This is a genomic window from Shinella fusca (assembly GCF_014203155.1).
GTDB lineage: Bacteria > Pseudomonadota > Alphaproteobacteria > Rhizobiales > Rhizobiaceae > Shinella > Shinella fusca.
This window is the reverse complement of sequence record NZ_JACHIK010000011.1, coordinates 110817-126351: the sequence shown is the minus strand read 5'-3', so window position 1 is coordinate 126351 and position 15535 is coordinate 110817. Positions and strand designations below refer to the sequence as shown.

General features: G+C 65.9%; 17 protein-coding genes and 1 tRNA gene. 12 read left to right on the top strand and 6 right to left on the bottom strand.

Going from position 1 to position 15535, the window contains the following annotated elements:
- Window positions 1-61: 61 nt before the first annotated feature.
- Both HNQ66_RS16225 and HNQ66_RS16220 read left to right on the top strand, forming a co-directional pair.
- Window positions 62-601, top strand: a complete 540-nt coding sequence (locus tag HNQ66_RS16225) for an acyloxyacyl hydrolase (RefSeq protein WP_184145211.1) — start codon at window positions 62-64, stop codon at window positions 599-601.
- Between the two features lie 27 nt (window positions 602-628).
- Window positions 629-1009 (top strand): GFA family protein, encoded by a 381-nt coding sequence (locus HNQ66_RS16220; protein ID WP_184145210.1) that lies wholly within the window; start codon window positions 629-631, stop codon window positions 1007-1009.
- Between the two features lie 61 nt (window positions 1010-1070).
- Here the strand turns inward: HNQ66_RS16220 and HNQ66_RS16215 are convergent.
- Both HNQ66_RS16215 and HNQ66_RS16210 read right to left on the bottom strand, forming a co-directional pair.
- Window positions 1071-1146 (bottom strand) — tRNA-Ala (locus tag HNQ66_RS16215).
- Between the two features lie 145 nt (window positions 1147-1291).
- Entirely contained in the window at window positions 1292-1681 is a 390-nt protein-coding gene (locus HNQ66_RS16210; protein ID WP_184145209.1) for a TIGR02300 family protein, read from the bottom strand.
- Between the two features lie 252 nt (window positions 1682-1933).
- Here HNQ66_RS16210 and aroA point away from each other — a divergent pair, with 252 nt between their 5' ends.
- The 3 genes from aroA to rpsA all read left to right on the top strand — a co-directional run bounded on the left by aroA (window position 1934) and on the right by rpsA (window position 5750).
- Complete coding sequence (aroA, locus tag HNQ66_RS16205; protein WP_184145208.1) at window positions 1934-3301, top strand: 3-phosphoshikimate 1-carboxyvinyltransferase; 1368 nt, start codon at window positions 1934-1936, stop codon at window positions 3299-3301.
- Entirely contained in the window at window positions 3298-3930 is a 633-nt protein-coding gene (gene cmk, locus HNQ66_RS16200; RefSeq protein WP_184145207.1) for a (d)CMP kinase, read from the top strand. The genes aroA and cmk overlap by 4 nt, the downstream gene beginning before the upstream one ends.
- A gap of 113 nt (window positions 3931-4043) precedes the next feature.
- The gene (gene rpsA / locus HNQ66_RS16195) at window positions 4044-5750 is read left to right on the top strand and encodes a 30S ribosomal protein S1 (RefSeq protein ID WP_184145206.1); all 1707 of its coding nucleotides are present in this window, start codon (window positions 4044-4046) and stop codon (window positions 5748-5750) included.
- Between the two features lie 69 nt (window positions 5751-5819).
- Here the strand turns inward: rpsA and HNQ66_RS16190 are convergent, their stop codons facing one another.
- Window positions 5820-7355 (bottom strand): hypothetical protein, encoded by a 1536-nt coding sequence (locus HNQ66_RS16190; protein ID WP_184145205.1) that lies wholly within the window; start codon window positions 7353-7355, stop codon window positions 5820-5822.
- 382 nt (window positions 7356-7737) lie between these two features.
- Between HNQ66_RS16190 and HNQ66_RS16185 the strand changes: the two genes are divergently transcribed.
- From HNQ66_RS16185 to HNQ66_RS16175, 3 genes are all read left to right on the top strand, one after another.
- The gene (locus HNQ66_RS16185) at window positions 7738-9120 is read left to right on the top strand and encodes a nicotinate phosphoribosyltransferase (protein ID WP_184145204.1); all 1383 of its coding nucleotides are present in this window, start codon (window positions 7738-7740) and stop codon (window positions 9118-9120) included.
- A gap of 103 nt (window positions 9121-9223) precedes the next feature.
- A complete protein-coding gene (locus tag HNQ66_RS16180; protein ID WP_184145203.1) occupies window positions 9224-9409 on the top strand; it encodes a KGG domain-containing protein in 186 nt (61 codons plus the stop codon).
- A 125-nt stretch (window positions 9410-9534) separates the two neighbouring features.
- Window positions 9535-9888, top strand: a complete 354-nt coding sequence (locus HNQ66_RS16175; RefSeq protein WP_184145202.1) for a DUF6665 family protein — start codon at window positions 9535-9537, stop codon at window positions 9886-9888.
- Here HNQ66_RS16175 and HNQ66_RS16170 read toward each other — a convergent pair.
- Both HNQ66_RS16170 and HNQ66_RS16165 read right to left on the bottom strand, forming a co-directional pair.
- The gene (locus HNQ66_RS16170; protein WP_184145201.1) at window positions 9873-11126 is read right to left on the bottom strand and encodes a hypothetical protein; all 1254 of its coding nucleotides are present in this window, start codon (window positions 11124-11126) and stop codon (window positions 9873-9875) included. The two genes, HNQ66_RS16175 and HNQ66_RS16170, sit on opposite strands and share 16 nt — an antisense overlap.
- Before the next feature lie 86 nt (window positions 11127-11212).
- Window positions 11213-11839, bottom strand: a complete 627-nt coding sequence (locus HNQ66_RS16165) for a ribonuclease D (protein ID WP_184145200.1) — start codon at window positions 11837-11839, stop codon at window positions 11213-11215.
- A 121-nt stretch (window positions 11840-11960) separates the two neighbouring features.
- Here HNQ66_RS16165 and HNQ66_RS16160 point away from each other — a divergent pair, with 121 nt between their 5' ends.
- The gene (locus tag HNQ66_RS16160) at window positions 11961-12224 is read left to right on the top strand and encodes a hypothetical protein (protein WP_184145199.1); all 264 of its coding nucleotides are present in this window, start codon (window positions 11961-11963) and stop codon (window positions 12222-12224) included.
- Between the two features lie 56 nt (window positions 12225-12280).
- On the opposite strand, the gene HNQ66_RS16155 is transcribed toward HNQ66_RS16160, so the two are convergent.
- On the bottom strand, window positions 12281-12535 hold the full coding sequence (locus HNQ66_RS16155) for a GlsB/YeaQ/YmgE family stress response membrane protein (RefSeq protein ID WP_184145198.1): 255 nt from the start codon (window positions 12533-12535) through the stop codon (window positions 12281-12283).
- 583 nt (window positions 12536-13118) lie between these two features.
- Between HNQ66_RS16155 and HNQ66_RS16150 the strand changes: the two genes are divergently transcribed.
- From HNQ66_RS16150 to cheY1, 3 genes are all read left to right on the top strand, one after another.
- On the top strand, window positions 13119-14726 hold the full coding sequence (locus HNQ66_RS16150; protein ID WP_380779919.1) for a globin-coupled sensor protein: 1608 nt from the start codon (window positions 13119-13121) through the stop codon (window positions 14724-14726).
- 129 nt (window positions 14727-14855) lie between these two features.
- Entirely contained in the window at window positions 14856-15158 is a 303-nt protein-coding gene (locus HNQ66_RS16145) for an STAS domain-containing protein (protein WP_184145197.1), read from the top strand.
- Entirely contained in the window at window positions 15155-15520 is a 366-nt protein-coding gene (gene cheY1 / locus HNQ66_RS16140) for a chemotaxis response regulator CheY1 (RefSeq protein ID WP_024270516.1), read from the top strand. The genes HNQ66_RS16145 and cheY1 overlap by 4 nt, the downstream gene beginning before the upstream one ends.
- Window positions 15521-15535: the final 15 nt, after the last annotated feature.

Genomic DNA, 15535 nt, shown 5'->3' with positions numbered 1-15535 from the left:
TTTGGCCTGTACAAACGGCGCGGCGCCGATGACACTCCTCGCCGTGATTCGAGGGGATGTCATGAAATCATGTCTTGCGGTCGCGTTGGCGACGGTTCTTGCCGGCCTTCCTGTTTCTTGCGCGCTGGCCGGCGATCTTGTCGATGAGGTCCGCGTGGGCGTCGGCGGCAGCCTCAATGGCGATTCGTCCCATGACAAGGGCCTCGTCGGCTCCGCCGAGGTCTATCTGGCGCCCTTCCATTCCTCGCAGACCGGCCTTGCCAAGGCGCTTCTCGAGCCGCGCGTCCAGCTGGGCGTGTCCGGCGGCGCGGACGCGACCGACCAAGCCTATCTCGGCCTCAACTGGCATGTGCCGATCACCGAGGCCTTCTTTGCCGAGATCGGCGCCGGCGGCACGGTGCACAACGGCAACCTCGACAGCGGCACGGGCCCGCTTCTCGGCTGCCGCTTCCTCTTCCGCGAGCACGCCGCCCTCGGCGTGCGCGTCTCGGAAACGGTGAACGTCATGGCGACGATCGACCACTCCTCCAACGCCAACCTCTGCAACGGCCCCAACGACGGCATCACCCACGCAGGCCTCGCCGTCGGCGTGCGGTTCTAGGAGGATCACGGAAAGGAGGCTGCTGCGGTGACGAAGCACTCGGCTTCCTGCGCCTGCGGCGCCCTCCGCGTCCGCCTCGAAGCCCAGCCCCTGCGGATATCGCTCTGCCATTGCGAAGCGTGCAAGAAGCGCACGGGCTCCGCCTTCGGCGTGGCAGTTTTCTTCGATCGCAGCGCTGCGGAAATCTCCGGCCCGTCGCAAACCTTCGAGCGGATCGGCGAAAGCGGCAAGCAGATCGTCTTCCACTTCTGCCCCGCCTGCGGCAGCACGGTCTTCTGGTATCCCGAAATGCGGCCGGACCGCATCGCTCTCGCCCTCGGCGCATTCGGTGACGATTCCGGCCTTGCCCCGGAACAGGCCGTCCACAAGGAACAGCAGGTTCCCTGGGTCAGAATCGACCTGCCGTAAAGCCGTAAGAACGCGCTTCAGTCCAATGGACGGAAAATCGAATATTGTTTCAGGAGAAATTTGGTGGAGCTAAGCGGGATCGAACCGCTGACCTCTTGCATGCCATGCAAGCGCTCTCCCAGCTGAGCTATAGCCCCATAAGGGTCCGGCAAGGCCGGTTTCCGGGAACCGAAGCGGCGTTGCCGTTCGGTGTGGCGGCTTATTACTTGCCGTCTTGGAAGATGGCAAGCCGAAAAATGAAATCCGGCCGATTTTTTTGAAACCGGCCGGATTATCAAGGTCTTAGGCTTCGTCTTCGTCGCCGGTGACGCCGATGAGGTCGCTCATGTCGTCGTTGTCGTCGTCTTCGTCCTGTTCCAGGAACGTATCGTCGTCGTCGCCGTCGATCTCCACGTCGTCGTCGCCGAGGTCCGGCAGGTCGTCGCCGCCGGATGCATCCTCGTCGGCATCCTCCAGCGAGACGAGCTCGACTTCCGTGTTCTCCGTATCGACTTCGTTGACGTCCTCGTCCTCATCCTTCTCGAGCACGGCCGCCGCGGAGGTCTCCTCGAAGAAGGAGAGCGGATAGGACTTGCCCGTATAGGGGGAAACGATCGGATCGCGGTTCAGGTCGTAGAACTTCTTGCCCGTTTCCGGGTCGATGCGTTTGGTTCCGAGTTCCGGTTTTGCCACTGTCAAAGCCTCTCAGGTGCCGTCTTCTTCCGGCGGGGCCGGGGTTCCGGCGCGTTGAAGGGGAAATTGATTAGCCGGTCCCCTTAATCGTCTTGCGCAATCCTGTCAAAGCCTAACTTGAGGCGGCTACGGCAGGGCCCTTCGCGGCGATTGTTTTTCGCCGGGAGGATGACGCTTTAAATCGTTTGTGATAGCAAGCCGGCGATCTCCCCGGAGCGCCCGGCGGAGAGCTGCCATATAAGGAAGACGCCCATGTCGCACGGCGCAAGCAGCCGGCCCGCAACCGCCCGCAAATCCTCCGGCCTTTCCGGAACCGTCCGCATTCCCGGCGACAAGTCGATCTCCCACCGCTCCTTCATGTTCGGCGGCCTTGCGAGCGGTGAGACGCGCATCACAGGCCTGCTCGAGGGCGAGGACGTCATCAACACGGGCAAGGCCATGCAGGCCATGGGCGCGAAGATCCGCAAGGACGGCGACACCTGGATCATCGACGGCGTCGGCAACGGCGCGCTGCTTGCGCCCGAAGCCCCGCTCGACTTCGGCAATGCCGGCACCGGCTGCCGGCTCACCATGGGTCTCGTCGGCGTCTACGATTTCGATTCCACCTTCATCGGCGATGCCTCGCTGACCAAGCGCCCGATGGGCCGCGTGCTCAATCCCTTGCGCGAAATGGGCGTGCAGGTGACGTCCGCCGACGGCGACCGCCTGCCGGCGACGCTGCACGGGCCGAAGAGCCCGACGCCGATCACCTACCGCGTGCCGATGGCCTCCGCGCAGGTGAAGTCCGCCGTCCTCCTCGCCGGCCTCAACACGCCGGGCATCACGACGGTCATCGAGCCGGTGATGACGCGCGACCATACCGAAAAGATGCTGCAGGGCTTCGGCGCGAACCTGACGGTCGAGACGGATGCGGACGGCGTGCGGACGATCCGCCTCGAAGGCCGCGGCAAGCTCACCGGCCAGGTCATCGACGTGCCGGGCGATCCGTCCTCGACCGCCTTCCCGCTGGTCGCCGCGCTCCTCGTTCCGGGCTCGGACGTCACCATCCTCAACGTGCTGATGAACCCGACGCGCACCGGCCTTATCCTGACGCTGCAGGAGATGGGCGCGGATATCGAGGTCATGAACCCGCGCCTTGCCGGCGGTGAGGACGTGGCGGACCTGCGCGTTCGCTCCTCGTCCCTCAAGGGCGTCACGGTGCCGGAAGACCGCGCGCCGTCGATGATCGACGAATATCCGGTTCTCGCCGTCGCTGCCGCCTTCGCGGAAGGCACGACGGTGATGAACGGCCTCGAGGAACTGCGCGTCAAGGAAAGCGACCGCCTTGCGGCCGTCGCCACCGGCCTCAAGCTCAACGGCGTCGATTGCGACGAGGGCGAAGCCTCGCTCATCGTGCGCGGCCGCCCGGACGGCAAGGGCCTCGGCAATGCGTCGGGCGCGGCTGTGGCCACCCATCTCGACCACCGCATCGCCATGAGCTTCCTCGTCATGGGCCTCGTCTCGGAAAACCCGGTGACGGTGGACGACGCGACGATGATCGCGACCAGCTTCCCGGAATTCATGGACCTCATGGCCGGGCTCGGCGCGAAGATCGAACTGCACGAGGCAAGCGCCCGATGACCTTCACGATCGCCATCGACGGGCCCGCGGCCGCCGGCAAGGGCACGCTCTCGCGCCGCATCGCGGAAGTCTATGGCTTTCATCATCTCGATACGGGCCTGACCTACCGGGCGACGGCCAAGGCCCTTCTCGACCGCGGCCTGCCGCTCGACGACGAGGCGGTCGCCGCGGAAGTCGCCCGCAATCTCGATCTCGCCGGGCTCGACCGCGCGGTGCTGTCGGCCCACGGCATCGGCGAGGCGGCCTCGAAGATCGCGGTCATGCCCTCGGTGCGCCGGGCGCTGGTGGAGGCGCAGCGCGGCTTTGCCGCGCGCGAGCCGGGCACGGTGCTGGACGGGCGCGACATCGGCACGGTCGTCTGCCCCAATGCGCCGGTGAAGCTCTACGTCACCGCCTCGGCCGAGGTGCGCGCGAAGCGCCGCCACGACGAAATCATCGCCGGCGGCGGTATGGCCGATTTCGATACGATCCTCGACGATATCCGCCGCCGCGACGAGCGCGACATGGGCCGGGCGGACAGTCCGTTGAAGCCTGCGGACGATGCGCACTTGCTCGATACCTCGGAAATGAGTATAGAGGCGGCGTTTTCCGCGGCAAAGTCGTTCATCGACGCTGCCCTTAAACAATAGAACAAGGCCTGTCCCCGCGCCGGATTTGCTGCCCACGAGGTAGCGGACATCGCCTCGTTCATCACCAACGCTAACCCCCGGCGCCCGTGCCCATAGGCACATCAGGAGTTTCAATGTCTCAAGCAAACCCCACGCGCGAAGATTTCGCAGCCCTTCTGCAGGAATCCTTCGCCGCCAACGATCTCGCCGAAGGCTATGTTGCCAAGGGTATCGTTACCGCGATCGAAAAGGACGTCGCCATCGTCGACGTCGGCCTCAAGGTTGAAGGTCGCGTTCCGCTGAAGGAATTCGGCGCCAAGTCCAAGGACGGCACGCTGAAGGTCGGCGACGAAGTCGAAGTCTACGTCGAGCGCATCGAAAACGCGCTTGGTGAAGCCGTTCTGTCGCGCGAAAAGGCTCGCCGCGAAGAAAGCTGGGCCAAGCTCGAAGTCAAGTTCGAAGCCGGCGAGCGCGTCGAAGGCGTCATCTTCAACCAGGTCAAGGGTGGCTTCACCGTCGATCTCGACGGCGCCGTCGCCTTCCTGCCGCGTTCGCAGGTCGACATCCGTCCGATCCGCGACGTCACGCCGCTCATGCACAACCCGCAGCCCTTCGAAATCCTCAAGATGGACAAGCGCCGCGGCAACATCGTCGTTTCGCGCCGCACGGTTCTCGAAGAATCGCGCGCCGAGCAGCGTTCTGAAATCGTCCAGAACCTCGAAGAAGGCCAGGTCGTCGACGGCGTCGTCAAGAACATCACCGATTACGGTGCGTTCGTCGACCTCGGCGGCATCGACGGCCTGCTGCACGTCACCGACATGGCCTGGCGCCGCGTCAACCATCCGTCGGAGATCCTGTCCATCGGCCAGCAGGTCAAGGTCCAGATCATCCGCATCAACCAGGAAACCCACCGCATCTCGCTCGGCATGAAGCAGCTCGAGTCGGATCCGTGGGATGGCATCGGCACGAAGTACCCGGTCGGCAAGAAGATCTCCGGCACCGTCACGAACATCACCGACTACGGTGCGTTCGTCGAACTGGAACCGGGCATCGAAGGCCTGATCCACATCTCCGAAATGTCCTGGACGAAGAAGAACGTACACCCCGGCAAGATCCTGTCCACGAGCCAGGAAGTCGACGTCGTCGTTCTCGAAGTCGACCCGACGAAGCGCCGCATCTCGCTCGGTCTCAAGCAGACTCTCGAGAACCCGTGGCAGGCCTTCGCGCACAGCCACCCGGCCGGCACGGAAGTCGAAGGCGAAGTCAAGAACAAGACCGAGTTCGGCCTGTTCATCGGCCTCGAAGGCGACGTGGACGGCATGGTGCACCTCTCCGACCTCGACTGGAACCGTCCGGGCGAGCAGGTCATCGAGGAATACAACAAGGGCGACGTCGTCAAGGCTGTCGTTCTCGATGTGGACGTCGACAAGGAGCGCATCTCGCTCGGCATCAAGCAGCTCGGCCGCGATGCGGTCGGCGAAGCTGCAGCTTCGGGTGACCTGCGCAAGAACGCCGTCGTTTCGGCTGAAGTCATCGCGGTCAACGACGGCGGCATCGAAGTGAAGCTCGTCAACCACGAGGACATCACCGCGTTCATCCGTCGCGGCGACCTGTCGCGTGACCGTGACGAGCAGCGTCCGGAGCGTTTCTCGGTCGGCCAGACCGTCGACGCCCGCGTCCTGAACTTCTCGAAGAAGGATCGCAAGATCCAGCTTTCGATCAAGGCGCTGGAAATCGCCGAAGAGAAGGAAGCCGTCGCACAGTTCGGTTCGTCCGACTCGGGCGCTTCGCTCGGCGACATCCTCGGCGCGGCTCTGAAGAACCGCAACAACGCCGAGTAAGCCTTCGCTTATGAAATGAAGAAGCCCGCGAAGAGCGATCTCCGCGGGCTTTTTCTTTGGTGGTGTAAATCAGGTCCAGTAGTCGCCGAGCTTCTGGTAGAAGGCAAGGCCGGGCTCGATGAGGCCGACCATCTCCGCCGTCTTCTCGCGCCGGCGCGCCATGTCGGCGCTTTCCGGTTCCGCCTCGGCGGCGGCCTCCTGATCCGTTTCCTCGCCGGAGGCTTCGCCGTTTTCTCCGGCGTTGCCGTCCTCGCCGTCCTCCTCATCCTCGGACGCCTTTGCCGCATCCTTCCACTCGAGGTCTTCTTCGGCCGGCAGGTAGGGTACGAAGGCGAGCGGAACGCCTTCGCGCAGCGCAGCGGCCAGAACCATGCGGTCGGGCAGGGCGTCGGACACGGCAACGGGCTGTGCGGCCTCGCGGGCCTGCGCTGCGGGCAGGGGCTCGTTCGTCTCGGCAGGCGCCTGTGCGGCCGCCGGCTGCGCTTGGCCTGCTCTCGCCTTGCCCGCTTCGGGCGTGCCGTCCGGATCGGCGGCGCCTTCCGTCTGCTCGCGGACGATCGCGGCGATCTCCTGCTCGGTTGCCGCGTCGAAGGGCCGCTCCAGCAGGGCGCGCAGGAAGGTCGCTTCCTCCGGCGAGAGGTTCTCGACGAGATGGGCGACCGCCTGCATCAGGAGGGCCGGCGGCAGGTCGCGCGTCACGGCCTGCATGACGCTGCGGGCCAGTGCCTGCCCGGTGCCATTGGCGGTGTCCGCCCGGCCGGGCATGCCCTCCCGTTTTACGGCGGGTGTTTCCAGTTCCTCGGCGCTGCCGTTGTGGCGAAGGGCGGCGGCCGAGGCCTCCACCGGCTGATCGTCGGTCGCGGCAGCGGGAAGCGGCATCCGGGCTTCGCCCCGCGCCGCTTCGGCAGGCAGCCGCGTTGCCGCGGCCGGCGTCTCGTGATCCGCCGTGACGGCATTCGCCTGACCGGGCAGGGGGCGCGGCCTTGCGCCGCCGTCGGTATCGAAGAGGCGTTTCAGGGCGACCTGCAGGAGGCGTGCGTCGGTGACGACGGGGAGCGCCTGTGCCGGCTGCTGCTGGCCGTTGCGGCTGACGACGACGGCGAGCTGCTGGGCGGTGAGGCCGAGCGGCTTCGCCTGGTTTGCGGCCGCGCCTGCGGGGCTTTCGCCGAGGCCGAGGCTTGCGGAAAGCAGCGTTGCGAGTTTCTGCGCTTCCGGCCCGTTGGGATTGCGCACGATCTCGACGAGGCTGCGCGTCGGCATCGCGGAAAGCACGGTGCCGACCAGCTTCTCGACGCCGGGGCGAAGGTCCGCCGGCAGCTTGGCGATGAGATCGGAGAGCTTCTGGCCGGCTTCGCCCTCGCGCCCCGGCATGGTCTTCAGCATCGCCAGCAGCGTCTCGACGAGGTCGCGGCCGGGATTGGCCTCGGCCATGGGCGGCATATGCTTGAGCATGGTTTCGAGGAGGCGAAGCAGCACTTCGGCGCGAAGGTTGGCAAGCGCGGCGGCGGTGGGCTGCGCCCGGGCGGCGGCATCGACCGCCGTGCCCGCCGCAAGGGCGGGGGAGGGCTCCGATACCCCGGTCGTTGGTGCCACGCGTGGCAGCATGACTGCCTCCTGTTCGTCCCGGCCGATGCCCGTGTCGCAAGGCCTGCCAATGTTCCATCGTCTGTCGGATGGCGCATCATGCGCGACGCTGCGAGGTCATGAGCTTTCGGCCCGGCCTACCGGGCGATCTTGCGGGCGGCGGCGGAAAGACCGGCGAACACTGGACCGCGACCCATGCCGGACGGGAGACCATGAGGCTCCCGGGCGGCGTCTTGCGTTCACAAATGCCAGTTTATGGTTAACGAAATGCTAACGGGGGCTCGCGCGAACGGCCCGCCGATTTGCCGGCGGACGGGCCTTGCCCCTTATGCTCACCTCGCGTAAATCTTGCCGGCACTCTCGGCCGCGGGTCTCCGGCCGCGGCTGCGGCGGAGACCTAGCGATGAACCTGACGAACCTCATCCTCAATACAGACAGCTACAAGTTCAGCCACTACCTGCAATATCCGCCGGAAACGTGTGCCATCTCCTCCTATGTCGAGGCGCGCGGCCATTCCGATCATGCGGAAGTGGTGTTCTTCGGCCTCCAGGTGTTCCTGAAGGAATATCTGTCGAAGCCGGTGACGCTGGCGGATATCGACGAGGCCGAGGCCATCGTCACGGCACACGGCCTGCCGTTCAACCGCGAAGGCTGGACGCATATCGTTAAAAAGCACGGCGGCTTCCTGCCGCTCCTCATCGAGGCGCTGCCGGAGGGAACGCTGGTGCGCCGCGGCGTGCCCGTCGTGCAGGTCGTCAACACCGATCCCGCCTGCTTCTGGCTGACCTCCTATATCGAGACGGCGTTGCTGCGCGCGATCTGGTATCCGAGCACCGTCGCCTCCAATTCGCGGAAAGTGAAGCAGATCATCCAGCCGATCCTGGAAAAGACCTGCGACGATCCGGCCGCCGTCCTGCCGTTCCGCCTCCACGACTTCGGTTCCCGCGGCACGACCAGCCTCGAGCAGGCCGGCATCGGCGGTGCGGCGCATCTCGTCAACTTCATGGGCACGGACACGGTGACGGGCGTGCTCTATGCCCGCCGCTACTACGGTGCCGAGATGGCGGGCTTTTCCATCCCCGCCTCCGAGCACTCGACCATGACCTCCTGGGGCCAGGAGCGCGAGGCGGAAGCCTACGCCAACATGATCGACAGGTTCGGCGGCAAGGGCCTCTACGCGGTGGTGTCGGACAGCTACGACATCAGCAACGCCGTCTCGGAAATCTGGGGCAAGCAGCTCAAGGACCGGGTGCAGGCGGCCGGCGGCACGCTCGTCGTCAGGCCAGACAGCGGCGATCCGGTGGAAACACCGGTACAGGTCGTGCGCCAGCTCGCCTATGCCTTCGGCACGCATCTCAACGCCAAGGGCTACAAGGTGCTGGACGACAGCGTGCGCGTCATTCAGGGCGACGGCATCTCGCCGGCCGATATCGGCCTCATCCTCGGCCGGCTGGAGGCCTTCGGCTTCTCGGCGGAGAACATCGCTTTCGGCATGGGCGCGGGGCTTCTCCAGCGCGTCAACCGCGACACCTATTCCTTCGCCATGAAGGCCAATGCGCGCCAGGATACGGCCGGCGCCTGGCACGACGTCTTCAAGCGCCCGGCGACGATGAACCTCAAGGCCTCCAAGGCCGGCCGCCAGGCAGTGGTGGAAAGCTATATCGGCCTTGAGGCCGTGCGCGCCGACCAGCTCGCCGGCCGCGCCAATTTCCTGCAGCCCGTCTGGCGCGACGGCCGGCTGCTTGTCGACTGGAGCTTCGAGGAGGTGCGCGCCCGCGCCGTCTGAGCGTTCCGATCACGTTATGTTTCAGGAGGAACGCCCCCCTGCCATCTCCGTTGACCCTGCGCAGGGCGACTGAATGCCCTGCGCAAAAAACAGGAGAAACGATATGCCCAATCAGGGTGGAACCCACGAACAGCACGTCAAGGCGGGCCAGCAGAGCCACAAGAACGGCGACAACACGCGCCAGGCTTCGGGCAACAAGGACAACGACACGAATCGCGGCGGCAAGGGCAACTTCGCCGAGGACCGCGAACGGGCGTCCGAAGCGGGCCACAAGGGCGGCAAGCACTGACACCAATCCGCCGAACTCGAAGCCCGTCCCGAAAGGGGCGGGCTTTTTGCCGGGCGCGGAATTGGTCCCGCCCTTGTGCGGAACACCGGCCCGCGCCATCTTGGCTCCATGACCGGAGAAAGCAGATGACGGTTCGCCCGCCGCAGGCGCTCGCCCCCGCCTTCACGAAGGACACGGGCCTCAATATCCTCGAATACGAGCTGATGTCGGAGCGGGCCGATGCGCTCGGCCGGCACGGGCTGAAGGTGGAAAAGGCGCTCGCCCTGCTTGCCGAACGTCTTGCCGCCGGCTGTCCGCAGGAGGAGCGCGAAAATCTCCTCGACGACGCGGCCGACAAGGTCTGGGCCTTCTTCATCCAGCGCGAGATGTGCGGCCTGCGCAGCCAGCAGGATGCGATCCGCCGCTACGTGATCCCGCCGGAAGTGATCGCGCGGCTCGGCATCGTGCGCAAGGGCCCGAAGGCTCAGCCGGCGAGCTGACGCGTGATGAGGTCGTAGATGCCGTTGTCGTCGACGCGCAGCGCGAAGATCTCCTTCTTGGCGTCTTCCCGCTCGGCCTGTTCCGCGCTGCTGGCCGCATCGAGATTGCGGACCGCCTCGCCGGTCGTTTCCGCCGGGGCATCGACGTGCCCGAGCGTGCTCTCGCTCGTCTTTTCCGGGGTCTTCCCGGTGCGCTGGGCCGCCTCCGCGCCGGAGGCGAGCAACTGGATCGTGTCGAGTGCGTCGGCGGTCTTTCCGTCGGATTCGCCTTTCGCCTCGGCCTTCACCGCCTTTTCATGGGCCGTGCCGACGGCTTCCTGAAGGTCCTGCACGTCCTCCAGCTTCTCGCCCGCTTCCAGCGCCTGGATCGTCGCCTCGCGCTCCTTGCGGGTCTCGGCATCCTCCACGCGGGTCGGGTCGCGCTGCGTGCGCTCGAGCTTCAGGTCCTCGATGGATTTGGGTTTCGCCGTGTCCTCGAGGCGCGCGATCACCTTGCGCATCTCCGGCGTCAGCGCCTTTTCCTCCTTCGCCTTGTCGGCAAGCGCGTCCTTCACGCGCTGGGCTTCCTCGCCGTAGGGATTGGCGATCGCGGCGACGAGGTCCCTCGCCTTGAGGCCGAGGTCGGCAAGGCCGCTCTTTTCCTCCAGCGCGTCGATATCCGCCGGCAACTGGCTGCGCTGGCGCGTCAGGAGGTTGGAAAGGCGCTGGCCGAAGTCGGCGTCGCTCTCGTCCTCGCCCTGCGTCACGCCCGCGGCAAGGGCAAGGCGCGCGACGAGGTTGGCGGCGGCATCGTCCGACGGGCCGCTCATCGCCTCCTTGACGGCGGTCATCGTCGTGCCGAGCGAGGCGACCGTGACCTTGAGCTCGCTGCCCTGCGCGGGCAGCCTGATGGCGTCGACGAGGGTGAGCTGGTCGAGAAGGCGCTGGGCGAACTGCCGGTTCGTCTCGCCGTCCTGCTGCGAAACGCCGAGCAGATCGCTGAAGCGCGAGACCAGCTTGGCGACCGTGTCGGCGCCGCGGGCGTTGCTGCCGAAGAAGTGTTCGTTGATGCGCGCATTGGCCTGCTGCGCGGCACTGTCCGCGCGCAGATGCGCCTGCTGTTGTTTGAGGACGTCGTCGTCCTTGCGCCCGCTCGCCTTCTCCGCGTCCTCGCGGCGGCGCTCCTCGAGCGTCTCGACGATCGACTGCATCGCCGAGACGGCGGCAGTGGACTGCGCGCTTTGCAGCGGTGTCAACATGGCAACCTCCAGTCTCCCGGAGGATAGAGCGAGGGCATTAACCAGGCGTTAAGCCTGCCCCCGCTGGATTTCGGGGCGTGCGCGGCTCAGCTATGCGCGAAGATGTCGGTCTCTTCCCAGCCGAGGAGGTCGAGTTTCGCGCGGGTCGGAAGGAAGGCGAAGCAGGCGTCGGCATGCTCCAGCCGGCCGTCGCGGATGAGACGGGCGGTCAGCTTGTCGCGCAGGGCATGGAGATGGAGCACGTCCGAGGCGGCATATTCGAGCTGCGCGGGCGAGAGCGTCTCGGCCGCCCAGTCGGAGGACTGCTGCTGCTTGGAGATGTCGACCTCGAGCATTTCCTTGAGATTGTCCTTGAGGCCGTGCCGGTCGGTATAGGTACGCGTCAGGCGCGAGGCGATCTTGGTGCAGAAGACCGGCGTGGTGGTGACGCCGAACGTGTGGAACAGGACCGCGATGTCGAAGCGGCCGTAATGGAAGATCTTCTGGCGCGCCGGATCGGTCAGCATGGCGACGAGGTTGGGCGCATCCTTCTGGCCGGCGGCGATGCGGATGACGTCGGCGGTGCCGTCGCCCGGCGAGAGCTGCACGACGCAGAGCCGGTCGCGGCGGGGGATGAGGCCGAGCGTCTCGGTGTCGATGGCGATGGCGCCGGTGTAGCGGGCCGCATCGGCTGCCGAAATGTCGCCTTCGTGATACCGGATTGCACTTGCCATGGAAAACCCCATCTAAACTGTCGGATCGTCCGCAGGCCTATAGCGCAAGTTTCCGGCCGGCGGTATCTCTTTATGACAGGCGAAAGGCCGGCTCCCGCCGGGAAAACCGATGAAAACACGCATGGCCCTCGTTCTCATGGCCGCTCTGCTCGCCGCTTCCGGCGCAGGCGCGCAGGTCTTCAAGGACCTGCCGGGCGTCGTGCCGACCGAGGAATACGAGCATCGCGACAAGCCGAAATGCGAGGCTTCGCTGGAACAGCGGGAACCCACGGATTCCGACTGGATGCCGCGCACCGTCTATACCTGCACGCAGAACGGCATCACCTCGCGCAGCACGCGCCTGCCGCTCTCGCGCGACCGCGCAATGCGCGGCCTCGACTGGTAGGATGCGAAAAGGGCTGCGGGGCAGGCGCCGCGGCCCTTTTGTTTTCCGCCTTTTCGTCAGGCGCGCTTGATGACCTTGATGAGCACGAGCAGGATCACCGCGCCGATGGTGGCATGGATGATGGCGGCGACGATGCCGCTGCCGAGGCTGACGCCGAGCGCCGGGAAGAGGTAGCCGGCGATGAAGGCGCCGACGATGCCGACGACGATGTTGCCGACGAGGCCGAAGCCGAAGCCCGAGACGATGAGGCCGGCGAGCCAGCCCGCGATGGCGCCGACGATGAGGAAGACCAGAATGCTTTCGATGCCCATGTTATGCTCCCTTTGACAGTCCAATTCTGCCGATTGTGAATGTGGCAGCCGTAGCGGGGAAAGCAAGAGGCGATGAAACGCGCGGGGCTTTCAGAAAACCCGCATGCGCTGCGGCGTGCGCCCCGCCTCGATGTCGAGAAGAAGATAGATGGCGGCCAGCGTCGCGCTTGCAAGCAGGGTGGCGCCTAGTCCCAGAACAATCATTGCCTGTCCTCCTGACAACATCGTCAGTTCCTGGCCTTTCCTACGCGCGCGGGCTTGCGCGTGGCTTACGCAACGTCAGGTCGCGCTAATTTTAGCAATGCCATAAGCAGGCCGTGAACTATTAACCTTCAGGCAAGGAATTAACCATAAACATTGCTCTACACGTCGGAATGGGAAATTCGCCATTTCTCACCCAGGCATGACGCCGAACCGCCGTACCGGAACCGAGCCGGTATTCGAGTTTCACCGAATTTGATCATGGATCGTCGGGCAGCGCGCCGCCTCGTGAGTACGGCCGGACCGGCCACTCTCCTCCATGCGAGAATTCCGTCGGTTGCCCCATCGGGCAGCCGGGCATCATTGGTTTGGGAGCAGATTGGTGCAGGATATGCCGGCAGAACAGGCTCGAACGGGACAGGCAGCCAGCCTGCGCGACCGTTTGCGCTTTGCCGGGGTGGAAGGCAGCCAGGGCGAGCTCCTGCGCCGCCACCGCCAGACGCTCGAACGGCATGTCGAAACGGCGCTTCGCGATCTCTTCCAGCGTTTCCAGACCTTTCCCGATGCCGCCCGCCATTTCCAGAGCGAGCGCCAGATCGACCGCCTGCACGACCTCCAGAGCTCCCATTGGAGCGTGCTGACCGACGCGCGGTTCGACGGGCTCTATGCCGAGCGGGTGAAGGTCCTTTCCGATAGCGAAAGCCAGATGGGTCTCGACCCGCGCTGGCGCATCGCCGGCCATTCGGTCGTCGTCGAGACGGTCGTCGCCGGCCTCATCGAGGAATACTGGCCGAAATCCATCCTGCCCGGCGCCGGCAAGGCCCGCCGCAAGGAGCTGACGGACCTCGTCTCCGCCTTCCTGCGCACCGCCATGGTCGATGCCGAGATCGGCGTCTCCCTGCGCTTCAACGAATTGCGCCACACCCATGCCCGCGCGCTCGCCGACCAGCGGCGCGAGGACCGCGCCGAGCTCGACCGCGTCTTCGGCGATACCGTCCGCAGCCTCTCGCAGCTCGATTTCTCGGCGCGTGTTTCCGGCGAGATGCCGGAGGCCTGGCGCGAGATGGCCGAGACGCTGAACGGCGCGCTCGACGAGATCCAGTCGCGCCTTGCCTCCGCCGCCGACCGCGCGGCCGAGACCGACGGCCTCGTCGGCACGCTCGCCTCCGGTGCCCATGCGCTTTCGGCCCGCTCGGCCGAGCAGTCGGCAAGCCTCATAGAGACCGCCAACGCCCTCGGCGCCATCGTCGAACGCGTGCGCCGGACGCTCGGCGAAACGCGCAAGGCCCAGTCCGCCGCCGCGTCCACGCGCGAATCCGTGGCCTTGAGCGGCGGCATCGTCGGCGAGGCGATGTCGGCCATGGCCGATATCGAGGCATCGGCGGAAAAGATCGGCCAGATCATCGGCGTGATCGACGAGATCGCCTTCCAGACCAATCTCCTGGCGCTCAATGCCGGCATCGAGGCCGCCCGCGCCGGCGACAGCGGCCGCGGCTTTGCGGTCGTCGCGCAGGAAGTGCGTGCGCTCGCCCAGCGTTCGGCCGATGCGGCCCGCGAGATCAAGCAGCTCGTCACCAGCACCAAGGGTCAGGTCGAGGCCGGCGTGGAGCATGTCCACCGCACGCAGGACGCGATCGGCAACATCGTGCGCCAGGTCGAGGGCATCGACGAGGCCATCACCGGCATTGCGCGCGACAGCGCCGCCGATGCCGAGGGGCTGGACGGCGTGACGGCCGAGATCGGCCGGACCGGGCGGTTGCTGGAGAGCGATGCCGCGGATGCCGGCCGCGTCGGCACGCTCGGCGGGGACCTTCATACCGTCATCCTCGAGCTCGGCCGCACCATCCGCGAGTTCCACGTTTCCGCGCAGCCCGGCGGGCGTGCCGTCCGTCCGGCGCCGGCCATGCCGCGCGCGGAGATCGACCTGCCGCAGGCGCAGTCCTCTTCCCTCGATTTCCTGGCGGCCCGCACCGCCGGCTTTGGAGGCTGAGATGACGGCGACACGGCCCCGGCACTGGTTTTCGACGGCGCGCAGCCGGCTTGCGGATGCAGGCCAGCCGCTCGCCACCCCGAAAGACGCAATCACGGTTTTGCACAGACGCAGACAAGGAACACGCTAATGGCGAGCAAGAAAGCAGCCGCTCAGAAAAGTTTAAGCCTTGCCCCCGTTCTCGACCTCAACGAGGCCTCGGCGCTGCACACGCAGCTCATGGGCCTCAAGGGCAATCCGCTCGTCATCGACGCCTCGGCGGTCGAGCGGGTCGGTGCGCTCTGTGCCCAGGTCCTGATGGCCGGCGCCAAGAGCTGGGAGGAGCAGGGGCAGCCCTTCACCTTCGGCAAGGTTTCCGACCCTTTCATGAAGACAATGCAACTTATCGGCGTGAATATCGATCACTTGCTGGCACAGGAGGCTGGGCAATGAAGAAGAAAGTGCTGACCGTGGATGATTCCAGGACGATCCGGAACATGCTGCTGGTCACCCTCAACAATGCGGGCTTCGAAACCATCCAGGCCGAAGACGGCGTGGAAGGCCTCGAGGTCCTGGAGAACGCCAACCCGGATGTCATCGTCACCGACATCAACATGCCGCGCCTCGACGGCTTCGGCTTCATCGAGGGCGTGCGGCGCAACGAGAAGTACCGCGCGATCCCGATCCTCGTCCTGACGACGGAAAGCGACGCGGAGAAGAAGAACCGTGCCCGCCAGGCCGGCGCCACGGGCTGGATCGTCAAGCCCTTCGACCCGACCAAGCTGATCGATGCAATCGAGCGTGTAACAGCCTAATCCACAAGTCCAGGA

Excerpts from the sequence above, each read along its gene's own strand:
- HNQ66_RS16175 (WP_184145202.1), top strand. The coding sequence starts at position 9,535 with ATGACGGTTCGCCCGCCGCAGGCGCTCGCCCCCGCCTTCACGAAGGAC.
- rpsA (WP_184145206.1), top strand. The coding sequence starts at position 4,044 with ATGTCTCAAGCAAACCCCACGCGCGAAGATTTCGCAGCCCTTCTGCAG.
- HNQ66_RS16225 (WP_184145211.1), top strand. The coding sequence starts at position 62 with ATGAAATCATGTCTTGCGGTCGCGTTGGCGACGGTTCTTGCCGGCCTT.
- HNQ66_RS16185 (WP_184145204.1), top strand. The coding sequence starts at position 7,738 with ATGAACCTGACGAACCTCATCCTCAATACAGACAGCTACAAGTTCAGC.
- HNQ66_RS16170 (WP_184145201.1), bottom strand. The coding sequence starts at position 11,126 with ATGTTGACACCGCTGCAAAGCGCGCAGTCCACTGCCGCCGTCTCGGCG.
- aroA (WP_184145208.1), top strand. The coding sequence starts at position 1,934 with ATGTCGCACGGCGCAAGCAGCCGGCCCGCAACCGCCCGCAAATCCTCC.
- HNQ66_RS16190 (WP_184145205.1), bottom strand. The coding sequence starts at position 7,355 with ATGCTGCCACGCGTGGCACCAACGACCGGGGTATCGGAGCCCTCCCCC.
- cmk (WP_184145207.1), top strand. The coding sequence starts at position 3,298 with ATGACCTTCACGATCGCCATCGACGGGCCCGCGGCCGCCGGCAAGGGC.
- HNQ66_RS16145 (WP_184145197.1), top strand. The coding sequence starts at position 14,856 with ATGGCGAGCAAGAAAGCAGCCGCTCAGAAAAGTTTAAGCCTTGCCCCC.
- HNQ66_RS16165 (WP_184145200.1), bottom strand. The coding sequence starts at position 11,839 with ATGGCAAGTGCAATCCGGTATCACGAAGGCGACATTTCGGCAGCCGAT.
- cheY1 (WP_024270516.1), top strand. The coding sequence starts at position 15,155 with ATGAAGAAGAAAGTGCTGACCGTGGATGATTCCAGGACGATCCGGAAC.
- HNQ66_RS16160 (WP_184145199.1), top strand. The coding sequence starts at position 11,961 with ATGGCCCTCGTTCTCATGGCCGCTCTGCTCGCCGCTTCCGGCGCAGGC.
- HNQ66_RS16180 (WP_184145203.1), top strand. The coding sequence starts at position 9,224 with ATGCCCAATCAGGGTGGAACCCACGAACAGCACGTCAAGGCGGGCCAG.
- HNQ66_RS16155 (WP_184145198.1), bottom strand. The coding sequence starts at position 12,535 with ATGGGCATCGAAAGCATTCTGGTCTTCCTCATCGTCGGCGCCATCGCG.